Source organism: Phreatobacter sp. (assembly GCF_052440005.1).
Classification (GTDB): Bacteria; Pseudomonadota; Alphaproteobacteria; order Rhizobiales; family Phreatobacteraceae; genus Phreatobacter.
Map to the genome: position 1 here is coordinate 27,955 of NZ_JBQVQL010000009.1, position 24,708 is coordinate 52,662.

Below are 24,708 nucleotides of genomic sequence, written 5' to 3' on the forward strand. Positions count from 1 at the left end.
CCCTTTGCGGTGTCGCGCTGCGGCGACTTGGTCATGGAGCGGTCAGGCGCCGGCGGCGGCCGTTCCACTCCGGCGGTCGGATGTGTCGATGGGGTCCGGCATGGCGACGGCGAGGTCCGCCGCCAGCGCCGCCAGTTCCTGGACGAGCGCGGGGACGAGGACGATGCCCCCGGTCCTGCGCCCCTCGGCGAGACGATGCTCGTATTCCCCGGCGAAGAGGATTTCGGCAACGCCGGGCGCCCGCGGCTCGGCCTTCAGCAGGGCCAGATAGTCCTGCATGCGGGCGATGAAGGCGGGCATCGGCATGAAGGCTGCGATGTCGATCAGGATAAAGGCATGGCCCACATCCTGGGGGTTTTCCCAGTCCTCGTACATGTTGCGCACGTGCGGGCCGTAACCGGCGCCGGTGAGCACGCCGGCGAGGATGTCGATGGCCATGGAGAGACCATAGCCCTTGGCGCCGCCCAGCGGCAGCACAGCGCCTGCGAGGCCCGCTTCCGCATCGCGCGTCGGCTGTCCCGCCGCATCGATGGCCCAGCCCTCGGGGATGGCCTCGCCGCGCCGCGCCGCGGCGATGATCTTGCCGCGCGCCACCTGGCTGGTCGCCATGTCGAGCAGGAACGGGGTGGGGCCGCCGGTGGGGGCGGCGATCGCCAGCGGATTGGTGCCGAGGAAGGGCCTGATGCCGCCCGTCGGCGGCATGGTCTGCGAGGCGTTGGAGACGATGACGGCGACGAGGCCCCGGGCCGCCGCCTGCTCGGCGAAATAGGCGGCGGTGCCGAAATGGTTGGACCGGCGCACGCCGACGGTCGCCACGCCGTAGTCACGCGCCCGCGCCATGGCCAGGTCGAGGGCCTTCTGACCGACATAGGCGCCGAAATTGTTGCCGCCGTCCATCAGCGCCGTGGCGCCCCGGTCCTGGACGACGGCGGGCTCCCGGATCACGTCCACCATCTTTTCCCGCACACGGCGGACGTAGATGGGAAGGCGCAGCACGCCGTGGGACTCCACACCGCGCACGTCGGCATAGACGAGGGACTCGGCCACCGACGCGGCGATCGGCTGCCCCACCCCGGCGGCGACCAGCGCCGCCGTGCAGAACCCGGTGAGGGCTTCGGGAGCGTAGTGGTTCACAGCGCGCAGCCCCTGGCCTTCAGTGTGGCGTCGACCCAGGAGCGGTCGATGCTGCCATCGGCGATGGAGGCAAGGATCGCCTGCTCGCGCGCCATCTGTTCGCGGCTGAGCCGGGCGACCTCGGCCGCATCCGCCTGGGGAATGGCGAGCACGCCGTCGGCATCGCCGATGACGATGTCGCCGGGCATGACGGGCATGCCGCCGATACTCACTGGGCCGTTCAGCTCGCCGGGGCCGTCCTTGTAGGGGCCGCGATGGGTGATGCCGCGCGCATAGACCGGCAGGGGCGACGCGCCGATATGCTCGGTGTCGCGGACGGCACCGTCGATGACAAAGCCGGCGAGGCCGCGGCGGGCGGCGATCGACAGCATGATCTCGCCGATGATGGCGTTGGTCAGGTCGCCGCCGGCGTCGACGACGACGACGTCGCCGGGCTCCGCCATGTCGATGGCCTTGTGCACCATGAGATTGTCGCCGGGCCGGGTGCGAACCGTGAAGGCGGTGCCGATCAGCGCGCCGCCGCGGTGGAAGGGCCTCAGGCCGCAGCCGCCGGCGAACATCCGCCCCATGTTGTCGGAGGCGATGGAGGTCGGCACCCCCCCGAGGGCCGCGACGAGCTTCTTGTCCGCCGCCACACGCGGCAACACGCGAAAACCGATGGTCATATGTCCTCCCGGACGCGCCTTTTGCGGAGGGAGTATGGGCACGGCCCAATAGACGTCCAATAAATTGAAAGCGCCCGATTGATGCGCTATCCGTATCGACATGGATGTCGTGCGCCTGCGCAGCTTCGTCGTTCTCGCGGAGGACCTGCATTTCGGCCGCGCCGCGGCACGGCTGGGCATTGCCCAGCCCCATCTCAGCCGCCGTATCCGCGAGCTGGAGGAAGACGTCGGCGCCGTGCTGTTCGCGCGCAGCCAGCGCCGTGTGGCGCTTTCCCCGGCCGGTCTTACCCTTCTTCCCCGCGCGCGCCGCATTCTCGACGACCTGCGCCGCGCCGCGGACGAGGCGCGGGCAGCCGCCGACGGCAAGTCGGGCAGGTTGCGCATCGGCTTCATTCATTCCTCTACCTACGGGACGTTGCCCGAACTGCTGCGGCTCTTCGCCCACGACCATCCGCAGGTGGTGCTCGACCTGTCCGAGATGACCATGGTGGAGCAGGCGGCGGCCCTCGTCGCGGGCGACATCGACGTGGGCATCCTCAGGCCTATGGCCGGTGTCGAAAGCGTGGTCTTCGAGACCATCCGGCGCGAGCACTTCCTCCTCGCCGTGCCGCAGGACATGCCGCTGGCGCGTTGCGAGGCGGTGTCGCTGCGTGATCTCGCGACGACGCCGATGATCGGCTTTCCGCGGCTCACCAGTCCCCTCTTCCATGCGCGCATCACCGGCGCGCTCGACCGTGCCGGAGTCACCCCGCCGATCGTTCAGGAAGCGACCCAGATCCACACCGTCGTCGGCCTCGTCTCGGCCGGCCTCGGCGTCGCCCTGGTACCGGAAGTGGCGGCACGCCTCGGCGTCAGGGGCGTGCGTTTCCTGCGCGTGGGCGACGGGCCGGAAGCGGTGGAAGTCTGCATCGGCACCCGGCGGGGAGAGACCTCGCCCGCCGTGCACGGTTTCTCGCGCGCCGGAGCCAGACTTCGGGACGCGGCCGTACCGCCGGGCTGACCGGATCGGTCCTGCCGATCAGGCTGCCTCGGGATTTGGGGCTGGGTGACGAGCGATCGGGCGGAGCAGGCTGGCAGCGGCTGTGCCGCGCCCTGAGCGCTCACCGCGCGCCTCCGCGGACCTGCGTCGGCTCAGTCGATGATGTCGACGCGCACCGTGCGGCCGTCCCTGCGGGTGAAGACGTAGTCGCTGCCCTGGCGCCGCCAGGCGACGACGTCAGCTAAGGGGGAACCGGCGCAACCCTGCCGGTACACCCCTCCGCTGGCCCGCCGCCCTCCGTCATGCATTTCGATCCGGCACCCGTCGCCGGCTTCAGCCTGCGGCGCGGTCATGCGGGCCACCTGATCGGCGGTGACCTCCTGCAGACCCGGCGCCGCCAGGCGGCTTTCATAGACGACCCGGCCCGGTTCGCTCCCGACGATCCAGCGCCCGCCCCCGCCCGAAGCGGTGGAGGTGGTGTGCCAGACCGCCCCGGCGGCCATGTCGCGTCCCGCCGCGGGACGCAGGTCGGAGGTGGCGGGTGATTGCCGCATCGCGGTCGACTGACAGCCGCCCACGAGAACCGCCACTCCCACGAGAGCAATGTGTGGAACGCGCATGGTCTGCCTCCGCCGGCCGCTGAAAGGGTTTGTTAACCATGTCCGTTTACCGGTGCGGCATGGCGGACAGGACCTGCATGCGTTCTGCAATCCTCTTGGCCGCGATGTCGCTGGCCGCGACCGGCTGCGCCGACCCATTGCGATTCAGGGATGTCCTGAGCGGGCCGTCCTGCCGGCAGGCCGTCACCAAGGACGGCATGGAATTGCGCATCTGCGAAACGGCGGACCGGGTCACGGTCGAAGAGACCGGTCCGGCCAGCCGCGAGGCGATCAGGGCCTATTTCAGGTTGACCCCGCTCGCCGAAAGGCGAGGAGACGCAGCGCTTGCTGCGCCTCCTCCCATGGTCAGCACGGCCGGCGGCGCAGCGTATGGTGGTCCTGCTCGATGACCCGCTCGGTCTGGATGTAGACGCCCAGCGTCCGCACCTGGTCCCAGCGGTTGCCGGAGATCTCCCAGGCCTGGCCCGGGGCGCGAACCTGGCGGCCGCGGGTGTTCACCAGCACACGGGCCGGCACATAGACCCGGTCGAAGCAGGCGATGTAGCGGCTCATGGTCCGCGTCTCGACATAGGTCGTCGCCTGCACCGGGGTCGAAAGGCCCCCAAGCATCGCGGCTCCGAGGACGCCAAGTCCCAAGAACGTCTTCCTCATGGTTACTCTCCTTACGTAGCTACCTGAAAGAAGCGTCGACGCTTTGAAGGGGCCTCACACTCGCCGCGGACAACGCGACCTTACGTTAGGACGTTGGTTTAACGGACGCATATCCGGAGTCTACCTGATACAAATACAAAGTTTCATATTGTTTTGCATTGTTACGGCATCGTATCGAGTAATGAATATCACATGATTGACGTGCTGCGTGATGTGCGCAGAGAAGAGAACCGATAAATACAATTCGAGCTCTTTATCAGAGGCGACGAGAGATGCGGATGAGGACCTGGCACCGGTATGCCGGCATCATCCTGCTGGGGCCCTCATTTCCCATTAAGGAAGCGTTATTTGATCTTTAGACATCGTCCGTGCAGCGGAATCAACGTGCAACCTCAGGTAATTTACTGTCTGGCCGCGGACGTCGTCCGATATGACGTATTCCCGCAGTTTCTGTCGCCGACCGGCGGGAACTTCGGCGCGGCATGATGCTGTGGTTGCAGCTCGCGCCTCATCGATCCCGCCATGGGGTCAAAAAGCAGCGCCCGGAACCTCCTTGCGGGGGCTCCGGGCGTGTCATGCTCGGAATGGGCGAGCGGCCGGCGGCCGCAGGCGGGTCAGGGCTTGAAGACGAAGCCGGGCCCGATGGCGGCGTCTGCCGGGATGGCGGGAAGGTCGGCGAACAGGGCCGGGTGGTCCTGCATCACCTTCACCATGTGCTTCGGCTCGAAGTGCTTGTTGACGTCGAAGGTCGAACGCAGGAAACCGAGCCGGTGCAGGCGGTCGAGAGCCTCGTGCATGGCGCGGTAGTTGTTGGCCGACAGGCGGCGGTCGGCCTGCTGGATGTTGAACTCCATGGCTGCCTCGGCGATCTCCTGCTTGAGGCCGGGGATCCAGCGGGTGGCGACCTGCGCCGCCGGTTTCGGGTTCTTGCGCATCCACTGGTCGGCCTCGGAGACGGCGACCAGGAACTTCTCGATGGTCGGCCCGTTGGTGGCCACCCAGGGCCGCAGACCCACGTTGAAGCCGACATAGGCGATGGCGTCGCCGCCACGGATGATCTCGACCGCGCCGGGAACGTCCTTCAAAGCCACGATCGGCCAGGGATCCCAGCCGACGAAGGCGTCGATGCCCTTGGCCAGCAGCGCCACCGTCATGTCCGGCGGCGGAGTGTTCACGAGGGTCACGTCGGCCGGCGTCAGGCGGCCCTTCTCGAGCAGGGCGAGGATGTAGAGGTGGTTGATCGTGCCGAAGGAGGCGGCGATGCGCTTGCCCTTGAGGCTGGCGAGATTGCCCCGGGTGATGCCGGAATCGCCGCGTGCCACCAGCGCCATGGTGGCGTCGGAGCCGCGGGCGGTGGCCTTGCCGGAATAGTTGGCGAGGGCGACGAGGTCCATGCCGCGGACGACGGCGCCGATCATCGGCACGCCGACCTGGACGATGTTGCTCTCGCCCGCCTGGAGGGCGTTGAGCGCGTCGACGCCGGTGGCATAGGGCCGGGCGATGTCGACGTCGAGGCCCTGCTTCTCGAAGAAGCCGCGTTCGAGGGCGATCGGCAGGCCGATCTGGTCGATGCCGGTGACCATGCCGGCCTTGAGCTTGGTCATCTGCTGGCCATAGGCGAGCGCGGGCGCTGCGAGCAGCGTTCCGGCGAGGGCCGTCCTTCTCGTGATCATGTCATCCTCCCTGTTGCAGTGGCTCTATCCGCCTCACCCAGTAGTGCCGGGCGATGGCGCCGAGTTGGCTTCTGTCGATGCCGCGCAGTTCCACGCGGTTGCCGTCCGTCCCGGAGACGCGGCCGTAGCGCTGGAAGACGAGGATGTGGAAACGCTCCGGGGCGAAGGGCAGGGTGATCAGCGCGTTGACGCGCTGGCGGTCGGGAAAGCCGCCGGCGACCTTGGCCGGCGCCGTGGCGAAGATCCAGGCCTGCCAGCCGAGCCATGCGGCGGCGAGCCCGAGCAGGATCAGGCCGCGCCTGGATCCGAGGGCCTGGTGAAGGAGCCTCATGCCGACCTCACCAGGGCGAGGACCTGGTTGGAGAGATCCTTGAACTGATCGTCGGCCACCAGCCGGTCCCAGACGCGCGGGCGGCTGATCGGCACGTCGACCTCGGCGAGCACCTTGCCCTTGGAGAGGACGACGACGCGGTTGGCGAGGAAGACCGCCTCCGGCACGTCGTGCGTAATGAAGACCACAGTGGGCCGGCGCTCCTCCCAGATGCGGGAGAGCTCGTCCTGCAGGGTCATGCGGGTCTGGGCGTCGACGCTGGCGAAGGGCTCGTCCATGAGCAGCACGTCCGGCTCGTTGGCGAGCGCCCGGACGACACCGACGCGCTGCTGCATGCCGCCGGAGAGTTCGTTCGGATAGCGGTCGGCGGCGTGCGACAGGCCGGCGAGCGCCAGGTACTCGCGGGCGATGGCGTCGCGCTCCGCCTTCGGCACGCCGCGCATCTTCGGGCCGAAGCCGACATTGTCGAGCACGGTCTTCCACGGAAAGAGCGCGAAGGACTGGAAGACGACCCCGCGATCGGGGCCGGGGCCCTTCACCGGATCGCCGCCGACGAGGATGTCGCCGCCGGAGTGGGGAATGAAGCCCGCGACCATGTTGAGGATGGTCGACTTGCCGCAACCGGACGGCCCAACGATGGAGACGAACTCGCCGGCCGGCACCTCCAGCGAGACGTCGCGAATGGCGGTGACGTGCTCGCCCTTGTAGGCGTCGAAATAGGTCTTCGCGAGGTTCTTCAGGCTGAGCGACTTCACTGCGTGACCAATCCCCAGCGCCGGCCGGTGGCCTGCTCGATGGGAGCGAGGATCCAGGCGTCGACGATGTACCAGAGGATGCCGAGCACGATCATGCCCAGCACGATTTCGGTGACCGAGCCGGCGCGGCGCGCATCGAACATGAGGAAGCCGATGCCGCTGGTGCCGACGATCATCTCGGCGGCGATCAGCGCGCGCCAGCCGTAGCCGAGGCCGTTGCGCAGCCCGGTCATGATGTTGGGCAGGGCGCCCGGCACCACCACCTCGGTGAGGATGCGCCAGGGTGGCGCGCCGAGGCTCTGGGCGGCGCGATGCAGCTCGATGCGCACCGAGCGAACGCCGAGGACGGTGTTGAGAATGACCGGGAAGAGCACGGTGTAGACGATGACGAAGGTCATGGTGGTCAGGCCGAAGCCGAACCAGATGATGAGGATCGGCAGCCAGGCGATGTCGCCGATCGCCTGGAAGAACAGGAGCACCGGCCAGAGGGCGCGGTGGGCGCCCTTGCTCAAGCCGACCCATAGCCCCAGCGGCACGCCGAGGCCGATGCCGACCGCCGCGCCGATGGCGAGCCGCCCGACGCTGTCGCCGAGATATTCCGGCAGGATCCCCTTCTCCATCAGCGTGACGAACTTCATCCAGACGTCGGGCGGGGAGGGGAAGAAGGCGGGCGGGAAGGGCCCCCATGCCGCCACACCCCACCAGAGGGCGACGACCGGTACGAAGGGCGCGAGCGTGCGCAGGACCGGCCACTTCACCGAGGTCCTGAGCAGAAAGCTCCAGAGGGAGAGAAGCGCGTTCATGGGCTGACCAGCCCCCAGCGCTCGATGGTCGCCCGTTCCAGCGGCACGAGGAGCAGCCGGTCGATCAAGAGCCAGAGCGTGCCGATGACGATCATGCCCAGCACGATGACCTCGGTCTGGTAGAAGTCGCGGGCGACGAAGAGCATGTAGCCGAGGCCCACGTCGGTCGCGATCATCTCGGCGGCGATGAGGCCGCGCCAGGCGAAGCCGAGGCCGGTGCGGATGCCGGTGACGATGTTGGGCAGGGCGCCCGGCAGCAGCACGTCGGTGAGCATGGATCGGCGGCCCGCGCCCAGCGAGGCCGCGGCATGGCGCAGGGTCATCGGGATGGTCGAGACGCCGAGCAGGGTGTTGTAGGCGACGACGAAGAAGACGGCGTTGAAGATGACGAAGACGATGGCGCCGAAGCCGTAGCCGAACCACAGCGTGGCGATCGGGATCCAGGCGATGCCGGCCAGCACGGAAAAGAAGCGCATCAGCGGCGTGACGAAGGCGGAGACGCCGCGGCTCACCCCCATCAGGATGCCGAGGGGGACGGCGACGAGCACGGCAAGGACGGTGCCGATGGCGACGCGCGAGACGCTGGCGGCGACGTGTCGCAGCAGCGACCCGTCGAGGATGCTGTCGATGCCGGCCCGGCCGACGGCGGCGACGGAGGGGAAGATCTGCGGCCGGACGCCGAGAGCCGGCACCAGGACGGCCCAGAGGACGACCAGCACGGCGAGCGGCGCGACAAAGATCAGGGCCGCGCTGAAGCGGCTTGTGCGTTCCATCCGTCCTCCCGTCAGGCACGGCCGGGCCGCGCCTCCTGCCGCCCGAGAGCGGCACCGCGCTGCGCCTCCTTGTCACGGTCCGGTCGAGCGAACCTGCGGGACGTCGTCGCGATGGCGGGGAGCCTCCAAGGGCTGGGCCCAAATTGCAAGATGGCGGGGGTTGCATGGCTCACCTGCGGCCAGGCCCGTCCCGGTGAGCGGGACGTCCCGTCAGCGGACGGAATAGGCGCGCCGGATGTGGAAGCGGCAGGCATCCGACCCCTGGGCGGCGCAGGTCACCTCCTCGCAGCGGCAGTCCGGGGCGACGAGGGCCGCGTAAAGCCGTTCGAAGACCGCAGCGTGCCAGACGCAGAGCGGCACGGGGCTGCTCTCGCCGCGGATCAGCGGGTTGCCGGCGATTTCGAAGGTCCAGGCGTCGCGGCGGCGGAACGCGCCCGAGCCGGCGAAGGTCCAGGCGTGGCGGCTGATGGCACGGGCGAGGACCGGTGCCGCAAGGGCCGCGGGAAGGGCCTTCAACACCCGCTGTGCGCCGCGCGGAATCCGGTGGGCGAGGATGTAGTTCGCCGTCGCCAGGCCCGCCGCCGCGGCGATGCGCCGCGCCGCGGCCGGCTCCGCCTCGCGCAGGGTCCGGTGCAGGCGGGCGGCATCCTCCTCGGGGATCATCGCCGTGCCGTCGGGAAGGCTCGCGACACCGGCGCGGGCGAGGATGTCGGCGAGGCGAGGGGGCCCGAGCTCCCGTGCGATCGCCGGCACCATCTGGAGCACGGCATTGGGCCCGATCACTGGCGCCGGGCCATGCGCGGCCGGGGACATCGCTTTCCTCCCCGTCAGGCGTGGGTGTGCGAGGGGCCGCCGCCGCAGGCGCGCATCTCGGCGCGCTCCTTCATCTGGGCGCGCACCGCGTCGCGACGCTCGGCGGCCTTGGCGGCCCGGTCGGCGGAGGCTTCCCAGTCCTCGAGCTGCGCCTCGGCGATGGTGCGCGTCTCGTCGAAATGGAAATCGACCGTCTTCTTCGTCTGCGGGCCCCAGTAGCCGGCCTTGCCGAGGTCGTAGAAGCTGCGCTTGAACCCGGCGCGCAGGAAGGCGTAGAGGCAGCCGAGCAGGTAGCGACGGCGGAAGCCCGTGCCGCGCCAGGGGTAATGGAACAGCGCCTTCTGCATGTAGAAGCGGCGGTAATTGTTCATGACGCCGTCGAGCAGCTCGCCCCGCTCCATGGCGGCCGGCTTCATGATCGGCGTGACGAAATTGTACTTGGAGAAGTCGAAGACCTCCACCTGATCACGGATCTCCTGGTAGAGCGGCGTGAAGGGCCAGGGGGTGTACATGCACCAGTTGGCGAGGTCGGGCTGCCAGTCCCAGGCCATGCGGTAGGTCTCTTCCAGCGTCTCCGGCGTCTCGTTGTCGAGGCCGACGATGAACTGCGCCTCGACGAAGATGTCGGCCTCGCGCAGCAGGCGGATGGCCGTCTTGTTCTCCTCGACCTTGGTCTCCTTGTTGAACTGGTCGAGCTTGAGCTGGGCGGCGGCCTCGGTGCCGAGGCTGACATGGACGAGCCCGGCCTTGCGGTAGAACTTCAGGTCCTCCCGGTCCCGGTAGATGTCGGTGACGCGGGTGTTGATGCCCCACTTCACCCGGTCGGGCAGCCCGCGGGCGATGAGCTCCTCGCAGAAGGCGACGAACTTCTTCTTGTTGATGGTCGGCTCCTCGTCCGCGAGGATGAAGAAGCCGACGCCGTGATTGACCACGAGGTCCTCGATCTCGTCGACGACGTCCTTCGGGTCGCGCACCCGGTAGTCGCGCCAGAACTTCCACTGCGAGCAGAAGGAACAGGTGAAGGGGCAGCCGCGGGCGAGGTTTGGAATGGCGACGCGGGTGCCGAGCGGGATGTAGATGTACTTGCTCCAGTCGAGGATCGACCAGTCCGGCCTGATGGTCGACATGTCCTTGACGGTCGCCGCCGCGGCGGTGGCGACGATCTGGTCGCCGTCGCGGAAGGCGAGGCCCTTGATGGAGGCGCGCGCGGCGGGCCAGCGGCCGTCGCGGATGGCGCTCATCAGCTCGGTGCAGATCTCCTCGCCCTCGCCGCGGACGATCACGTCCACCCAGGGCGCCTCGCTCAGCACCTGCTTGTACATGAAGGTGGCGTGGACGCCGCCGAGGACGCGGACGGCTTTCGGAACGACCTCGGAGGCGATCTTCAGCACGCCTTCCGCCTTGTAGATCGAGGGTGTGATGGAGGTCACGCCGACCGCGTCGGGCTGGAGCTTCGCCATCCGGCGGGCAAGGTCCTCGTCCGAGACGTCCTCGGTCATGGCGTCGATGAAGTGGATGTCGTCGAAGCCGGCGCGGCGCAGGTGGCCGGTCAGATAGGCGACCCAGGAGGGCGACCAGGTGCCGGCGATCTCGGCGCCGCCGGAATGATAGTTCGGGTGGACGAACAGGATCCGCATGGCAGTGCCCCCTTGTGTCAACTAAATGTGACACAAGGGACGTCAACTCGATTTGACGTGGGTCAATCGCGGCTCAGTCGGATTCGACGCTCAAGCCCGCCGGTCCGGCGGAGGCCTCGAGCCAGTGCTGGAAGCTCGCGGCATAGCTGCGGGGAAGGGCGAGGCCGAAGGTCGGCGCCGCGTCGATCTTCCAGAGCGTGACGCCGATGTGGGCGACGGCGGTGACCGCGACGTCCTCGGGCGTGAACCTGGCGGGATCGAGATCGATCCTCACGCCCTTTTCCAGCACTTCGGGCAGCCGCGCGCCGCTGAGCGTAAGTACCGCCTGGCCGTCGGACTGGTCGACAATGGCGGCGAGGCCGGCGAGGGCCGCGGCGAGCCCGGCGGCGAAGCCGCGATCCTCCCCGCCGATCACCAGCCAGGTGCCGGGGCCAGTGCCCAGCACATCGGCCGTGGACGAGGCGGCGCGGCGCGAACCGTCGGCGACCGTCAGGCCGAGATGGCGCCCGAGGGCGGCGGCGGCCTCCCCCGCCTTGCCGCGGCGCGCGATGACGGTGGCGGCGGCAAGGCCTGCCCGTTCGACGGCGAGGACGCCGGCGCCGGTTCCGGCCCGGCGGCCGAGGCCGGCATAGCCGCCGCGATGGGCGAGACCGGCGAGGGCGATGTCAGCCATGGAGGCGGGCTCCTTCCGGATCGACGAAGACGGGGTTCACCACCTCGACGACGACGTCGCCGCCGCGGACGGGGTCATAGGCGCGGATCTCTTCGCCCAGGCGCTGCGGTCCGTTGGCGAGAAGGCCGAGGCCGATCCAGTGGCCGAGGGTGGGGCTGAAGGCCGTGGAGGTCATGTAGCCCTGGTCATTCTCGGCCGTGGTGGCGGCGCCGAGGGGCAGGAAATGCGCGCCGGCGCGCAGCCGCACCCCCGCGACCGTCGGCTTCAGCCCGACGAGGGTCGGGCGCGCGGGGTCACTCAGGGCCTCGCGCTCGGCCATGAGGCGGCCGACATAGTCCTTCTTCCTGGACATCATCCGGCCGAGCCCGAGATCGCGGGCGACCGTCTGGCCATTGAGCTCGGCGCCGGCGACATGGCCCTTCTCGACCCGCATGACGGCGAGCGCCTCGGTGCCGTAGGGCGTGACGCCGAGGTCGCGGCCGGCCTCCATCAGGGCGCGGACGAGGGCGTCGCCATAGCCGGCGGGGACGGCGATCTCGTAGGCGAGTTCGCCCGAGAAGGAGAGGCGGAAGAGCCGCGCCGTCGTCGGTCCCAGCGGGAAGGCGCGGCAGGCGAGATAGGGAAAGGCAGCGTTCGACAGGTCGGTGCCGGCCCCAAACAGCCTCTGAAGCAGGTCGCGGGAGCGGGGGCCGGCGACGGCGAACTGGGCCCATTGCTCGGTGACCGAGACCATCTGCACGTCGAGCTCGGGCCACAGCACCTGGTGGCAGAAGGCGAGGTGCTGCATCACCTTGCCGGCATTCACCGTCGTCGTGGAGAGGACCCATTCGTCCTCGCCGAGGCGCGCCGTGGTGCCGTCGTCCATGACGAAGCCGTCCTCGCGCAGCATGAGGCCGTAGCGCGCCTTGCCCACGGGGAGCGTCGAGAAGGTGTTGCAATAGACCCGGTCGAGGAAGGCCCCGACGTCGGGCCCGGCGAGCGCGATCTTGCCGAGGGTGGAGACGTCGCAGATGCCGACGCCCGAGCGCACCGCCTGAACCTCGCGGGTGACGCTCTCAAGCCAGTCGGTCTCGCCGGGGCGGGGGAACCACTGGGCGCGCAGCCACTGCCCCGCCTCGACGAAGACGGCGCCCTGCTCCTTCGCCCAGCCGTGTGAGGCGGTGAGGCGGGTCGGCTTGAAATGGGTGCCGGTGTGGAGGCCGGCGAAGGCGCCGATGGCGACGGGGCCATGCGGCGGCCGGGCCCGGGTCGAGCCGGTCTCGTGAATGCTGCGGCCGGTGAGGCTGGCGAGAATGGCGAGGCCGTTGACGCTGGAGGTGCGGCCCTGGTCGGTGGCCATGCCGAGCGTCGTGTAGCGCTTCAGGTGCTCGACCGAGACGAAGCCCTCGCGCACGGACTGGGCGACGTCCTTGTCGGTGACGTCGTTCTGCAGGTCGACGAAGGCCTTGCCGCGGCCGCCCTCCACGTGGAAGAGCGGCGCGACGGCGAAGGTCTCGTCGCTCGCGCGCCAGGCCGGCTGGTCGACCGTCGCGCGGCCGATGGCCCGGGCAGCCTCGGCGCCGAGACGGGCGCCGTCGGCGAGGGCTTCTGCGAGGGTGAACCGGCCGGCGGCGGCACCGGCGATGAAGACATTAGCCGGCATATCATTCATGACGAAGGCGGCGATCTCGTCGGCCCAGCGCGGCTTGTGGCCGAGATGGGTGGCGATGGCGACATCGGGATTGAAGCCGCCGGAGACGGCGAGCCCGTCCACGGCGATGCGGCGGCGGCCGTGGTCGCCGATCACCTCGATGCCGGTGAGGGCCTGGCCGCCCACCGCGTCGAGGACGCGGGCGCCGAGATAGACCGGCGCGTCGCCGGCAAGCGCCCGCACGGTCGGCGCCACGTCGCGGCGGGCGTCGATCACCGCCGCGACCGGGGCTCCGGCGGCGGCAAAGGCGGCAGCCGTGCGCCAGCCGTCGTCGGTGGTGGTGAAGACCGCGACCTGCCGGCCGGGAAGGGCAGCGAAACGCCGGACATAGGTCCGCATCGCCGAGGCGAGCATGATGCCGGGCCGGTCGTTGCCGCCGAAGACGACGGGGCGTTCGAGGGCGCCGGCGGCAAGAACCGTACGAGCGGGGACGATGGTCCAAAGGCGCTGGCGGGGCAGGCCGGCGGGGGCGACCGCGAGGTGGTCGGTCAGGCGCTCGACCGCGCCGATCTCGCCGTCATAGAGGCCGAAGGCGGCGGTGCGGGTGAGGATGCGCACGTTCGGCAGCGCGGCGAGTTCGGCCTCCGCCTCGCGGACCCAGACCGGGCCCGGCAGGCCGTCGATCTCCAGATCGTCGCTGAGGAGCCGGCCGCCGAGGGCGAAGTCCTGCTCGAGCAGGATGACGCGCGCGCCGGCCCTGCCGGCGGTGAGCGCGGCGGCGAGGCCCGCGGGGCCCGCGCCGACCACCAGCAGGTCGCAGAAGGCGTAGGCCTTCTCGTAAGTGTCCGGGTCGGGCGCGCCGGAGAGTCGGCCGAGGCCTGCGGCGCGACGGATGGCGGGCTCGTAGAGCTTTTCCCAAAGGGCGGCCGGCCACATGAAGGTCTTGTAGTAGAAGCCGGCGCCGAGCACGGGCGAGGCCAACTGGCCCAGCGCCTGGACGTCGAAGCGCAGCGAGGGCCAGCGGTTCTGGCTGGCCACGTCGAGGCCTGGATAGAGCTCGATGGTGGTGGCGCGGGTATTCGGCTCCCGATAGGCGCCGCGGCCCTTCTCGACGAGAGCATTGGGCTCCTCGGGGCCGGCGGAGACGATGCCGCGGGGGCGGTGATACTTGAAGGAGCGGCCGACGAGCCGGATGCCGTTGGCGACCAGCGCCGAGGCCAGCGTGTCGCCGGCGAGGCCCGTCAGCGGGCGGCCGTCGAACGTGAAGCCGATGGGCGTCTCGCGGTCGACGAGGCCGCCGGAGGCGAGGCGGTTGACGCTCATGCGGAGGCTCCCGGCGCGGCGGCGAGGCGGGCGCCCGAGACGGCGTGGTCGCGCGTGTCGCGGGAGACGACCAGCCAGGAGCGGCAGCCCTGGGCGTGGTACCAGAGCTCGTCCATCAGGCCTGCCGGGTTGTCGCGCAGATAGACGTAGGTCGCCATGGCCTCGACATCGCCGTCGACCGGCCGGCGCGGGGCGGCGTCACCGAGATAGGCGAACTCGGAACTGTCGCGCGGGCCGCAATAGGGGCAGGGAATGCGCATCGGTCCTCAGTGCAGGTTCGGTTGGGCGCCCTGGCCCTTCTCGTCGATGACGCGGCCCGCGGCGAAGCGGCCGAGGGTGAGGGCGGTCGCGGCGGGATGGGGCTCGTCGCGGGCGATGAGATGGGCGAAGACGGCGCCGGAGCCCGGCGTCGCCTTGAAGCCGCCGTAGCACCAGCCGGCGTTGAGATAGAGGCCGTCGAGAGGCGTGCGGTCGATGATCGGCGAGCCGTCCATGGACATGTCCATGACGCCGCCCCAGCTGCGCAGCATCCGCGCCCGGCCGATGGCGGGCATCAGCGCCATGCCGCCCTCGCAGACGTCCTCGACGACGGGGAGGTTGCCGCGCTGGGCATAGGAATTGTAGCCGTCGATGTCGCCGCCGAAGACGAGACCGCCCTTGTCGGACTGGCTGATGTAGAAATGGCCGGCACCAAAGGTGATGACGCCGGGAATGATGGGCTTCAGCCCCTCGGAGACGAAGGCCTGCAGCACGTGGCTCTCGATGGGCAGGCGCAGCCCCGCCATGGCCGCCACCTGCGAGGAACTGCCGGCCACGGCGAGGGCGACCTTGGGAGCGCGGATGGTGCCGCGGGTGGTCTCGACCCCGGTGATGCGGCCGCCCTCGCGCAGGAAGCCGGTGACGGCGCAGTTCTGGACGATGTCGACCCCGCGGTCGCTCGCGGCGCGGGCATAGCCCCAGGCCACCGCGTCGTGACGCACCGTGCCGCCGCGCCGCTGCAGCAGGCCGCCCTGGATGGGAAACCGCGCCTGATCGAAGTTGAGGAAGGGATAGAGCCGGCGCACGCCCTCCCGGTCGAGGAGTTCGGCGTCGATGCCGTGCAGGCGCATGGCGTTGCCGCGGCGGGCATAGGCGTCGCGCTGGCCGTCGGAATGGTAGAGATTCAGGACGCCGCGCTGGCTGACCATGGCATTGTAGTTGATGTCCTGCTCGAGCCCTTCCCAGAGCTGCATGGACAGCTCGTAGAGCGGGATGTTGCCGGGCAGCAGGTAGTTGGAGCGGACGATGGTGGTGTTGCGGCCGACGTTGCCGCCCCCGATCCAGCCGCGCTCCAGCACGGCGACGTTGGCGATGCCGTGGGTGCGGGCGAGGTAGTAGGCGGTCGCCAGCCCATGGCCGCCACCGCCGACGACGATCACGTCGTAACGGGGCTGCGGCGCGGCGTCGCGCCAGGCCGGCTTCCAGCCTTTATTGCCGGCGAGGGCCTGGCCGAGCAGCGAGAAGACGGAATAGCGCATGGGCGAAAGGCGTCCGAAGGGCGGTGGAGCGGTATTGTCGCCGCTCGCGCGCGCTCGCGCCAGTCGTGCCGGCGCGCATCCGTCACCCATCGCCGGGCAAGAGCCATGCAGCGCGGGCAGGGCGCGGCGATTGACATGCCGGCTGTCCCATCCGCAAGATCGTACAATACTGCCGTATTTTCTGGCGATACGCCTTGCGGACCCCCGCCGCCAGGCCAGCCGACGGAGACATGCCATGCCCGACGCCGCCCTGCATTCGTCCGAGGGTCTCGCCGCGCCCATCATCGACGTCGATCCCTATGCGGACGCCGCGCTGGACGCGCCCGGCGCCATGCACGCCGCCGTCCGGGCCGCCGGCCCCGTCGTCTTCCTGTCGCGCTACGGCGTCCACGCCATGGGGCGGCATCGTGACATCATGCCGGTGCTCAAGGACTGGGAGACCTTCTCCTCAACGGGCGGCTCGGGCCTCGCCGACATCCGCAAGCCCGGAGCCTGGCGCGCGGCGAGCCCTATCGTCGAGGTGGACCCGCCGCAGCACACCCATGTGCGCACGGTTTTGCAGCGCATCCTCTCCCCCGCCGTCATCCGCCAGTGGCGCGAGGACTTCGAGAAAGAGGCGGATCGGCTGGTGGCGGAACTCGTCGGGAAGGGCGCCTTCTGCGGCGTCCACGACCTCGCCGAGACCTATGTCTCCACCACCTTCCCGGAGGCGCTCGGCCTCGCCCATTCGCCCGAGCGGCGCGACAATCTCTTCCTCCTGGGCGCCCTCAACTTCGACGGCCAGGGTCCGAAGAACGCGCGCTTCGAGGCGACGCAGCGCAAGGCCGACGCCATCTGGGACTGGTACATGGACAGCATGAAGCGCGAGGCCATGGTGCCCGGCGGCTTCGGCGAAAAAATCTTCCAGGCGGCCGACCGCGGCGAGATCGACAAGGAGACGGCGCCGCTGCTGGTGCGTTCCTTCCTGCGCGGCGGCCTCGACACCACGTCGAGCATGATCTCGGCGGCGCTGTGGTACCTGGCGATGGACCCGGCGCAATGGGCATTGCTGCGGGAGGATCCCTCGCGCATCCGTCCCGCCCTCGACGAAGCGATGCGGCTCGAGACGCCGATCCAGAACGTCTGCCGCCAGACCACGCGCGAGGTGGTGATCGACGGCGTGACGGTGCCGAACGATTCGAAGATCCTCATCATGCTCGGCGCCGCCAACCGCGATCCCGACCAGTGGGAGCGGCCGGATGCCTTCGATGTGACGCGCCAGACCATGGGCCATCTCGCCCTCGGCACGGGCGTGCACATGTGCATCGGCCAGATGATCGCCCGCCTCGAGGGGGAGGCGGTGCTGAAGGCCATGGTCGCCCAGGTGAAGACCCTGGAACTGGCCGGCGCGCCGACGCGCACCCTCAACAACAATCTGCGCAGCCTGAAGACGCTGCCGCTCGTCGTGACCGCGGCCTGACATGCCGCGCGTCACCTTTCTCGATCCGCGCGGACGCCCTGTGACGATCGACGCCGCCGCCGGCGTAAGCCTCATGCTGGCGGCGGTGCGGGCCCAGGTGCCGGGCGTCCTCGGGGAGTGCGGCGGCTCGCTCGCCTGCGCGACCTGCCACGTCTATGTCGATCCGGCCTTTGCCGACGGGCTGCCGCCGGTGAGCGCGGCTGAGGACGAGATGCTGGACGCGACCGCCAGCGAGCGGCGGGCGACATCGCGGCTCTCCTGCCAGATTGTCCTTACTGACGCGCTGGATGGGCTCGTGGTAACGGTGCCGGACGCGCAGATCTGACGCCGCCGGGGCGTCAGCCCCAGACCCCGTGTGAATGCCAATGACCCAGTCCCTCGCCCCCCAAGCCGACGTCGTGATCCTCGGGGCAGGACAGGCGGGCCTGCAGGCGGCGCTGTCGCTGCGCGAGGAAGGCTTTGACGGCACCATCCAGATGATCGGCGACGAGGCGGTCCTGCCCTACCAGCGTCCGCCGCTGTCGAAAGGCTTCCTGCTCGGTGCCGTGACGGAGGACGCCCTCGTGCTGCGGCCGCAGGCGATGCTCGACAGGACCGACATCCGCCTTGCCGCCGGCGTCGCCGCGACGCGCATCGATCGCGCGGCCCGCCGCGTCCACCTCGCCGACGGCCGCTCCTGCGGCTACGAGCATCTGGTGATCGCCACGGGCTCGCGCGTCAGGTCGTGGACAGGCCAAGGTGGCGAACTGGCCGGTGTCGCGACCCTGCGTACCCTTGCCGACGCCCGGGCGCTCGGCGCCCTGCTCGAGGCGGCGGGTGACGTCGTGGTGATCGGCGCCGGGTTCATCGGGCTCGAATTCGCGGCCGTTGCCGCCAAGCGCGGCAAGCAGGTCCATGTGGTCGAGGCGGCCGACAGGGTCATGGCGCGGGCGGTGACGCCGCCCATTTCCGCCTTCTTCCGCGAACGGCATGAGATCGCCGGCGTACAGTTTCGCTTCGGTGCCGCGGTGGAGGGCATCGTCGGCCCGGCCGGGCGGGTGACCGGCGTTGCGCTGGCCGGCGGCGAGACGCTGCCCGCCGACCTCGTGCTCGTCGGCATCGGCGGCATCGCCAATGCGGAGATCGCGGCCGAGGCCGGCCTCGCGGTCGACAACGGTATCGTCGTCGACGCGCTCCTCCAGACCGCCGATCCCGCCGTCTCGGCCATCGGCGACTGCTGCAACCATCCCAATCCCTTCGCCGGCGGCCGCATGCGGCTGGAATCGGTGCAGAACGCCATCGACCAGGGCCGCGTCGTCGCGGCGCGGATCGCCGGCAAGCCGCAGCCCTATCACGCGGTGCCGTGGTTCTGGTCCGACCAGGGCGACCTCAAGCTGCAGATGGCGGGACTCACCACGGGCTTCGATGCCCAGGTGACCATCGGCGACCGCGATGCCGCCCGCTTCTCCCTCATCGCCTTCCGTGCGGGCCAGATCATCGGCGTGGAATCGGTGAACCGTCCGGGCGACAACATGCTGGCGCGGCGCATCCTCGCCCTGCCCGCCCCCCCGACCTACGGGGAGGCCGAGGCCGCCGGCTTCGATCTCAAGGCGCTGGCGGCCGGGGTGAAGGTGCAGGCTTGAGGCACGCCCAAGTATTGAGCGGCGATACGCTCGTGTTGCATTTTACCGGTGCTGCAGTCATAGCAGGCGCGGACGAGAACCATGCATCCCCCGCAGAGCCCGGCGACAGCCCGGGCGCGGCGAGGACGGATCGCACCAGGGGAGGAGGGCCGTCGAGGCCCGTCCGGCGACGACGATGACCAAGACAGCCGGCGTGACCGCCGTCGACGAGCGCCTGTTCCTGCAATCGGTCGCCCGTGCCCTCGACGTCCTTGAGGCCTTCGCCCAGAGCCCGCGGCCGAAATCGCTCGGCGAGATCGCGGCGGCGACGGGTATCAACAAGAGCGCGGCCCAGCGGATCGGCCAGACGCTGCTGGCGCGCGGCTATCTGGAGCGGGCCGACAGCGGCGGACTCATGCTCGGGCGCCGCCTGCTCGACCGGTCCTTCGACTACCTGCGCTCCAACCCGCTGATCGAGCGGGCGACGCCGGTGCTGATGGAGCTGCGCAAGCTCGCCGGCGAGCGCGTCGACCTCAGCCTGTTCGACGATACCTCGACGATCTACGCCATCCGCCTGCAGAGCAAGCGCGAGACCTTCTACGCGACGCTGCCGGGCCGGCGCATTCCCTCCTTCCTGTCCTCCGGCGGGCGGGCCTGCATGGCGCAGATGGCCGATGCGGCGGTGGACGATCTCCTTGCCCGCTCCGACCGCCGGCCGCTGACGCCGAAGTCGCGCACCGGCCTGTCCGAGATCTGGGAGAAGGTGCGCGAGGCGCGGACCGAGGGCTATTCCTGGGCGGCGGAAGAAGCGCTGATCGGCGAGGTTGTCCTGGCGGCCGCCGTGCTAGATGGTGACCGGCGGCCCATCGGCGCCGTCCATGTGGCAGGCTCGCTCAGCGAATGGGCCATCCCCGATTTTCGCCGGCGGTTCTCGCCGCTGGCCATCGAGGCGGCCCGGGCGCTGAGCACCTGACGGGACGTTTCTGAACGCCTCGGCGCCTTGCCGCAGGAACGGCCGTCCTGCGTTTCAAACAGGCCACCCATGCCGACATTTTGCGCGCTTCGCCCCTTCGACGGGGTTTGACAGCGCGTGAACATGCGTATCAGATTATCAATATAACCGTATTGTTTGTCGATACGGTTCCGCTAGGAGTTTTCACCATGACGCAGTTCTCCCGCCGTCACATGCTGGCCGTCATGGGCGCGAGCGTCGCCGCTCCGTCCGTCCTGCGCGCCCAGTCCTCGGATCCGATCAGGCTTGGTGGCATGCTCCCCCTCTCTGGCCCGGCCAGCATCGAGGGGCGCCAGATTCTCTCCGGCGTCCAGTTCGCGATCGAGGAAGCCAACGCCAAGGGCGGCGTGCTCGGCCGCCGGATCGAGCTCGTCATGGAAGACGACGAGAGCAACTCGACCAAGGGCGTCACCGCCGTGCGCCGCCTGATCGAGCGCGAGAAGTCGCCGTTCATCGTCGGCACCTATGCCTCGGCCGTAGCGATCGCCGCCTCGAAGATCGCGGCCGAATACAAGGTCGCCATGCTGTCGGGCGGATCCACCGCCGCCGGCGCCACCGACCAGAACACCCCCGGTGATCCCTGGTTCTTCCGCTCCTGGCCGGACAGCAACGCCCAGGGCGACGACACCGCCCGCGCCATCGTCGACAAGTTCAAGAAGACCAGGGTGGCCATCATCCACGACAACACCAACTACGGCGTGACGCTCGCCGCCCAGGTGACGCGCGTGGTGAGCGGCGTCGGCGGCACGATCCTCTCCACCGACAGCTACAATGCCGGCGAGCAGGACTTCTCCTCCATGCTCACCAAGCTGCGTTCGCTGCGCCCCGAGGCGGTCTATATCGGCGGCTGGGCGGGTGACGGCGCCAACATCGTGCGCCAGGCGGTCGAGGCGGGCATCCGCACCCAGTTCGTCGGCTCCGGCTCGATGAACTCGGACGACTTCATCCGCCTCGCCGGTCCGGCCTCGGAAGGCTTCGCCGTCGCCAGCCTCTACGAACCCTCGACGCCGAACCCGGTGGGCAAGGCCTTCGGCGAGCGGTTCCGCGCCCGGCACAACCTCGACGCCAACACGCTCTCCGCCCTCGGCTTCGAATCCATGACCATCGGCATCGAGGCGCTGCGCCGCGTCGGCAAGCCTGACGGCCTGGAGATCCAGAAGATGCTCAAGGGCGGCATGAAGGACTTCCAGCTGGTGCAGGGCCCTGCCGGCACCACGGCCGCCTTCAACGCCAAGGGCAGCGTCGACTTCCCCAACTTCATCGCCGTGGTGAAGGACGGCAAGCGGCGCCTCGACGTCTGACGCCGGGTGTCGTGATCGCGATGGATCTCTTCCTGCAGTACATGGCCAACGGCGTCGTCATCGGCAGCACATACGTGCTCGTCGCCGTCGGCCTGACGCTGATCTTCGGCATCCTCGGCGTGGTGAACTTCGCCCATGGCGAGTTCTACATGATCGGCGGCTATGCCGGGATCGTCGCGATCACGGTGCTCAAGCTTCCCGTCCTTCCCGCCATCGCCTTCGTCCTCGTAGTGGCGGCGGTGGTCGGGATCGCCGCCGAGGCGATCCTGCACAAGCCCATGAAGAACCACGACGCCACGAGCTCGATCATCTCCTCGTTCGGGCTCGCGGTGGCGCTGCAGAACGCGGCGCTGGTGGTGATGGGGCCGCAGCCGCAGCGGCTCAACCTCGACGTCTCGAAGATTCCGGTGCTGTCGTCGCTGCCGACCGACTTCGGCCCCGTCTTCCTGCCGCAGCAGCGGCTGCTGATCCCGATCGCGACGGTGCTGCTGATCGCCATCCTCTACGTCGTGCTGCGCTACACCTGGACCGGCCGCGGCCTGCGCGCCATGGCCCAGCATGCCACCGTCGCGCGCCTCTGCGGCGTCAGGGTCGAGCGGGTGGCGATCGTCACCTTCATCACCGGGGCGGCGCTGGCGGGAACCGCCGGCATGCTGATGTCCTCGGTCTTCTTCGTCTATCCCATCGTCGGCAACATGATCGCGCTGAAGGCCTTCACGGTGGTCATCCTCGGGGGCATGGGCAATGTCGCGGGTGCGGCGGTCGCCGGCCTCCTCCTCGGCATCACGGAATCCCTCACCTCCGCCTACATCTCCAACGCGATGCGCGACGTGGTCGGCTTCGTCTTCGTCATCCTCGTGCTGCTGTTCCGCCCGCAGGGCCTGTTCGGCAAGGCGGTGGAGCGGTCATGAGGGTCTATCTCCTCGCGCTCCTCGCCTTCGCGGGGCTTGCCGTCGCGCCCTTCGGCATCGGCGGCTACGAGACCAACGTGCTGATGATGGTGCTGTTCTTCGTCATCCTGGCGGTGGGCCTCGACCTCGTCACCGGCTATTGCGGCCAGTTCTCCTTCGCCACCGGCGCCTTCTACGGCATCGGCGCCTATACCGCGGCGATCATGACCCGCGACTTCAACACGACGATCTGGGTCCACCTGCCGGCGGGCGCCGTCGTCGCCGGCCTGTTCGGCCTGCTGCTCGGCATTCCCGCCCTGAGGCTGAAGGGCCATTTCCTCGCCATCGTCACCATCGCCTTCCAGACCATCGTCTATCTCGTCATCTCCCAGTGGACCTCGTTCACCGGCGGGCAGGTCGGCCTGCCCATGCCCAATGCCGGCCCGGTAACGGTGTTCGGCGTGACGCTGTTCGAGTTCGGCTCGCTGCGCTCCTATTACTGGCTGACGCTGGCCATGACGGCGCTGACCCTGCTGATCTCGTGGCGCCTGGTGAACTCGCGCCTCGGCCGCGAATGGGTGGCGATCCGCGACGACGAGACCCTGGCGAGCGCGGTCGGCCTCGACACCACCCGCGGCAAGCTCACCGCCTTCGTCGCCTATGCGGCGCTGGCCGGCGTCGCCGGCGTGCTCACCGCCCATTCCCTGCGGGGGGTGACCCCCGACGACTACACGATCTGGATCTCCGCCACCGTGGTGGCGATGATGGTGGTCGGCGGCCGCGGCACCTTCATCGGGCCCATCCTCGGCGCGGTGTTCCTCGCCATCCTGCCCGAGCTCCTCGGCAAGTTCGCCGAGTACAAGATGCTGATCTACGGGGTCCTGCTGGTGCTCGTCGTCACGCTGATGCCGGAAGGCGTCGTCGGGCGCCTGCGTGCGAGGGCGGCGCGATGACGCCCCCCATCCTGGAAGCCCGCGGCATCACCCGGCGGTTCGGCGGCGTCATCGCCGTCAACGACGCCAGCCTCACCGTCGGCAAGGGCCAGATCGTCGGGCTGATCGGCCCGAACGGCTCGGGCAAGTCGACCATGGTCAATCTCGTGTCCGGCGAGATGATGCCCAACGAGGGGACCTTCCTGTTCAACGGCGTCGACATCACCGGCCTTCCCTCCCACCGGCGGGCGCGGCTCGGCATGGCGCGCTCGTTCCAGCTGCTGCGCCTGTTCCATTCGCTGAGCGTCGAGGACAACCTGCTGCTGGCCAACCACATGCGGATGAAGGCGAGCATCGTCGCCTCCATCTTCGCGCGCGCGACGGCGCGGGAGGAGGAGCAGAAGGCGCGGGCCCGCGCGCGCGAGCTCCTCGCCTGGTTCGACCTCCAGGATTTCGCGGACCGGCCCGTCTCGGCGCTCTCCATCGGCCAACAGCGCATGGTCGAGATCGCCCGCGGCATGATGAGCGAGCCGAGCCTCTTCGTGCTCGACGAGCCGGCCGCCGGCCTGTCGCCGCCCAACGTCGACAAGCTCATCCAGCTGGTGCGCCGGTTGCGCGACGAGTTCGGCGTGTCGATCCTCCTCGTCGAGCACGTCATGCGCGTCGTGCGCGACCTCTGCGACCACGTCGTCGTGCTGGATTCGGGGGTGAAGATCGCCGAGGGCGCGCCGGACGCCGTCGTCAAGGACCCCGTCGTGGTGGAAGCCTATATCGGAACCGGGTGGAAGCGCCGTGCTCAAGGTTGACAGCATCGTCGCCGGCTACGGCCGCACCCGCATCCTGCACGGGGTCAGCCTCGAGGTGCCGAAGGGCGGCCTCGTCGCCCTGCTCGGCGGCAACGGCACGGGCAAGTCGACGACGCTGAAGGCCATCGTCGGCCTCGTCGCCGTGCAGGAGGGCCAGGTCGTCCTCGACGGCAAGGTGATCAACGACGTGCCGGCGGAGCAGCGGGCGTCCCTCGGCCTCTCCCTCGTGCCGCAGGGCAAGGAGGTCTTCGCCGGCATGAGCGTCGAGGAAAACCTCCTCATGGGCGCCTATCACCGGCGACGCGACCGGCAGGGCATCGCCTCCGACCTTGAGGGCGTCTACCAGCGCTTTCCGCGCCTCAAGGAGCGCCGCAAGGTCAATGCCGGCATGCTCTCCGGCGGCGAGCGGCAGATGCTCTCCATCGGCCGGTCGCTGATGGCGCGCCCCTCCGTGCTGCTACTCGACGAGCCCTCCGCGGCGCTCGCCCCGCGCATCGTCGAGGAGATCGCCGAGGCGATCCTCGGCCTCAGGGACCTCGGCCTGACCCTGCTGCTCGTCGAGCAGAACGTCGGCATGGCCCTCGACATCGCCGACCACATCTACGTCATCCGCGGCGGGCGCATCGCCTACGAGCGCGAGGTGGGCGACGGCATCGCCATGGAAGAGCTCCAGGAGTTCTATCTCGGCGGGCAGGAGCACTGACAAATCGGCCGCTCTCCCGCGGCCCGG

25 protein-coding genes are annotated in these 24,708 nt (G+C 69.5%); 10 read left to right on the forward strand and 15 right to left on the reverse strand.

Annotated elements, in window-relative coordinates:
- Nucleotides 1-42: 42 nt before the first annotated feature.
- Together ACT6XY_RS03885 and ACT6XY_RS03890 are read right to left on the reverse strand one after the other, a co-directional pair.
- Nucleotides 43-1,134: an Ldh family oxidoreductase gene (locus ACT6XY_RS03885; RefSeq protein ID WP_444747016.1), complete on the reverse strand. Its 1,092-nt coding sequence runs from the start codon at nucleotides 1,132-1,134 to the stop codon at nucleotides 43-45.
- Entirely contained in the window at nucleotides 1,131-1,799 is a 669-nt protein-coding gene (locus tag ACT6XY_RS03890) for an RraA family protein (RefSeq protein WP_444747017.1), read from the reverse strand. The genes ACT6XY_RS03885 and ACT6XY_RS03890 overlap by 4 nt, the downstream gene beginning before the upstream one ends.
- A gap of 100 nt (nucleotides 1,800-1,899) precedes the next feature.
- Here ACT6XY_RS03890 and ACT6XY_RS03895 point away from each other — a divergent pair, with 100 nt between their 5' ends.
- The gene (locus tag ACT6XY_RS03895; protein WP_444747018.1) at nucleotides 1,900-2,799 is read left to right on the forward strand and encodes a LysR family transcriptional regulator; all 900 of its coding nucleotides are present in this window, start codon (nucleotides 1,900-1,902) and stop codon (nucleotides 2,797-2,799) included.
- Nucleotides 2,800-2,930: 131 nt separating this feature from the next.
- Here ACT6XY_RS03895 and ACT6XY_RS03900 read toward each other — a convergent pair whose 3' ends face one another.
- The 13 genes from ACT6XY_RS03900 to ACT6XY_RS03960 all read right to left on the reverse strand — a co-directional run bounded on the left by ACT6XY_RS03900 (nucleotide 2,931) and on the right by ACT6XY_RS03960 (nucleotide 15,977).
- Nucleotides 2,931-3,398 carry a hypothetical protein gene (locus tag ACT6XY_RS03900; RefSeq protein ID WP_444747019.1) on the reverse strand — a complete coding sequence of 156 codons (468 nt, stop codon included), beginning with the start codon at nucleotides 3,396-3,398 and terminating at the stop codon, nucleotides 2,931-2,933.
- 345 nt (nucleotides 3,399-3,743) lie between these two features.
- A complete protein-coding gene (locus ACT6XY_RS03905) occupies nucleotides 3,744-4,049 on the reverse strand; it encodes a hypothetical protein (protein ID WP_444747020.1) in 306 nt (101 codons plus the stop codon).
- Nucleotides 4,050-4,663: 614 nt separating this feature from the next.
- Nucleotides 4,664-5,722 (reverse strand): ABC transporter substrate-binding protein, encoded by a 1,059-nt coding sequence (locus ACT6XY_RS03910; protein ID WP_444747021.1) that lies wholly within the window; start codon nucleotides 5,720-5,722, stop codon nucleotides 4,664-4,666.
- Between the two features lies 1 nt (nucleotide 5,723).
- Nucleotides 5,724-6,053 carry a hypothetical protein gene (locus ACT6XY_RS03915; RefSeq protein WP_444747022.1) on the reverse strand — a complete coding sequence of 110 codons (330 nt, stop codon included), beginning with the start codon at nucleotides 6,051-6,053 and terminating at the stop codon, nucleotides 5,724-5,726.
- Nucleotides 6,050-6,808 carry an ABC transporter ATP-binding protein gene (locus tag ACT6XY_RS03920; RefSeq protein WP_444747023.1) on the reverse strand — a complete coding sequence of 253 codons (759 nt, stop codon included), beginning with the start codon at nucleotides 6,806-6,808 and terminating at the stop codon, nucleotides 6,050-6,052. The genes ACT6XY_RS03915 and ACT6XY_RS03920 overlap by 4 nt, the downstream gene beginning before the upstream one ends.
- Nucleotides 6,805-7,611, reverse strand: a complete 807-nt coding sequence (locus ACT6XY_RS03925; protein WP_444747024.1) for an ABC transporter permease — start codon at nucleotides 7,609-7,611, stop codon at nucleotides 6,805-6,807. The genes ACT6XY_RS03920 and ACT6XY_RS03925 overlap by 4 nt, the downstream gene beginning before the upstream one ends.
- Complete coding sequence (locus tag ACT6XY_RS03930; protein WP_444747025.1) at nucleotides 7,608-8,384, reverse strand: ABC transporter permease; 777 nt, start codon at nucleotides 8,382-8,384, stop codon at nucleotides 7,608-7,610. The genes ACT6XY_RS03925 and ACT6XY_RS03930 overlap by 4 nt, the downstream gene beginning before the upstream one ends.
- Nucleotides 8,385-8,594: 210 nt before the next feature.
- Nucleotides 8,595-9,197, reverse strand: coding sequence for a bacteriochlorophyll 4-vinyl reductase (gene bchJ, locus ACT6XY_RS03935; RefSeq protein WP_444747026.1), 603 nt, complete (start codon nucleotides 9,195-9,197; stop codon nucleotides 8,595-8,597).
- Between the two features lie 14 nt (nucleotides 9,198-9,211).
- A complete protein-coding gene (bchE, locus tag ACT6XY_RS03940) occupies nucleotides 9,212-10,834 on the reverse strand; it encodes a magnesium-protoporphyrin IX monomethyl ester anaerobic oxidative cyclase (RefSeq protein WP_444747027.1) in 1,623 nt (540 codons plus the stop codon).
- 73 nt (nucleotides 10,835-10,907) lie between these two features.
- A complete protein-coding gene (locus tag ACT6XY_RS03945; RefSeq protein ID WP_444747028.1) occupies nucleotides 10,908-11,507 on the reverse strand; it encodes a sarcosine oxidase subunit gamma in 600 nt (199 codons plus the stop codon).
- Nucleotides 11,500-14,460, reverse strand: coding sequence for a sarcosine oxidase subunit alpha family protein (locus ACT6XY_RS03950; protein ID WP_444747029.1), 2,961 nt, complete (start codon nucleotides 14,458-14,460; stop codon nucleotides 11,500-11,502). Before ACT6XY_RS03950 ends, ACT6XY_RS03945 begins: the two co-directional genes overlap by 8 nt.
- Nucleotides 14,457-14,720 (reverse strand): sarcosine oxidase subunit delta, encoded by a 264-nt coding sequence (locus ACT6XY_RS03955; RefSeq protein WP_444747030.1) that lies wholly within the window; start codon nucleotides 14,718-14,720, stop codon nucleotides 14,457-14,459. Before ACT6XY_RS03955 ends, ACT6XY_RS03950 begins: the two co-directional genes overlap by 4 nt.
- Nucleotides 14,721-14,726: 6 nt before the next feature.
- Complete coding sequence (locus tag ACT6XY_RS03960; RefSeq protein ID WP_444747031.1) at nucleotides 14,727-15,977, reverse strand: sarcosine oxidase subunit beta family protein; 1,251 nt, start codon at nucleotides 15,975-15,977, stop codon at nucleotides 14,727-14,729.
- Nucleotides 15,978-16,212: 235 nt separating this feature from the next.
- Between ACT6XY_RS03960 and ACT6XY_RS03965 the strand changes: the two genes are divergently transcribed.
- From ACT6XY_RS03965 to ACT6XY_RS04005, 9 genes are all read left to right on the forward strand, one after another.
- Nucleotides 16,213-17,436 carry a cytochrome P450 gene (locus ACT6XY_RS03965; protein WP_444747032.1) on the forward strand — a complete coding sequence of 408 codons (1,224 nt, stop codon included), beginning with the start codon at nucleotides 16,213-16,215 and terminating at the stop codon, nucleotides 17,434-17,436.
- Between the two features lies 1 nt (nucleotide 17,437).
- Nucleotides 17,438-17,761: a 2Fe-2S iron-sulfur cluster-binding protein gene (locus tag ACT6XY_RS03970; protein WP_444747033.1), complete on the forward strand. Its 324-nt coding sequence runs from the start codon at nucleotides 17,438-17,440 to the stop codon at nucleotides 17,759-17,761.
- A gap of 40 nt (nucleotides 17,762-17,801) precedes the next feature.
- Nucleotides 17,802-19,058 carry an NAD(P)/FAD-dependent oxidoreductase gene (locus ACT6XY_RS03975; RefSeq protein ID WP_444747034.1) on the forward strand — a complete coding sequence of 419 codons (1,257 nt, stop codon included), beginning with the start codon at nucleotides 17,802-17,804 and terminating at the stop codon, nucleotides 19,056-19,058.
- Between the two features lie 175 nt (nucleotides 19,059-19,233).
- Nucleotides 19,234-20,010 (forward strand): IclR family transcriptional regulator, encoded by a 777-nt coding sequence (locus ACT6XY_RS03980; protein WP_444747035.1) that lies wholly within the window; start codon nucleotides 19,234-19,236, stop codon nucleotides 20,008-20,010.
- A gap of 188 nt (nucleotides 20,011-20,198) precedes the next feature.
- Nucleotides 20,199-21,350 (forward strand): ABC transporter substrate-binding protein, encoded by a 1,152-nt coding sequence (locus ACT6XY_RS03985; protein WP_444747036.1) that lies wholly within the window; start codon nucleotides 20,199-20,201, stop codon nucleotides 21,348-21,350.
- A gap of 20 nt (nucleotides 21,351-21,370) precedes the next feature.
- Nucleotides 21,371-22,261, forward strand: a complete 891-nt coding sequence (locus tag ACT6XY_RS03990) for a branched-chain amino acid ABC transporter permease (RefSeq protein WP_444747037.1) — start codon at nucleotides 21,371-21,373, stop codon at nucleotides 22,259-22,261.
- Nucleotides 22,258-23,193, forward strand: a complete 936-nt coding sequence (locus ACT6XY_RS03995; protein ID WP_444747038.1) for a branched-chain amino acid ABC transporter permease — start codon at nucleotides 22,258-22,260, stop codon at nucleotides 23,191-23,193. The genes ACT6XY_RS03990 and ACT6XY_RS03995 overlap by 4 nt, the downstream gene beginning before the upstream one ends.
- Nucleotides 23,190-23,978: an ABC transporter ATP-binding protein gene (locus ACT6XY_RS04000; RefSeq protein WP_444747039.1), complete on the forward strand. Its 789-nt coding sequence runs from the start codon at nucleotides 23,190-23,192 to the stop codon at nucleotides 23,976-23,978. Before ACT6XY_RS03995 ends, ACT6XY_RS04000 begins: the two co-directional genes overlap by 4 nt.
- The gene (locus ACT6XY_RS04005; RefSeq protein WP_444747040.1) at nucleotides 23,965-24,681 is read left to right on the forward strand and encodes an ABC transporter ATP-binding protein; all 717 of its coding nucleotides are present in this window, start codon (nucleotides 23,965-23,967) and stop codon (nucleotides 24,679-24,681) included. Before ACT6XY_RS04000 ends, ACT6XY_RS04005 begins: the two co-directional genes overlap by 14 nt.
- The last annotated feature ends 27 nt before the right edge of the window (nucleotides 24,682-24,708 follow it).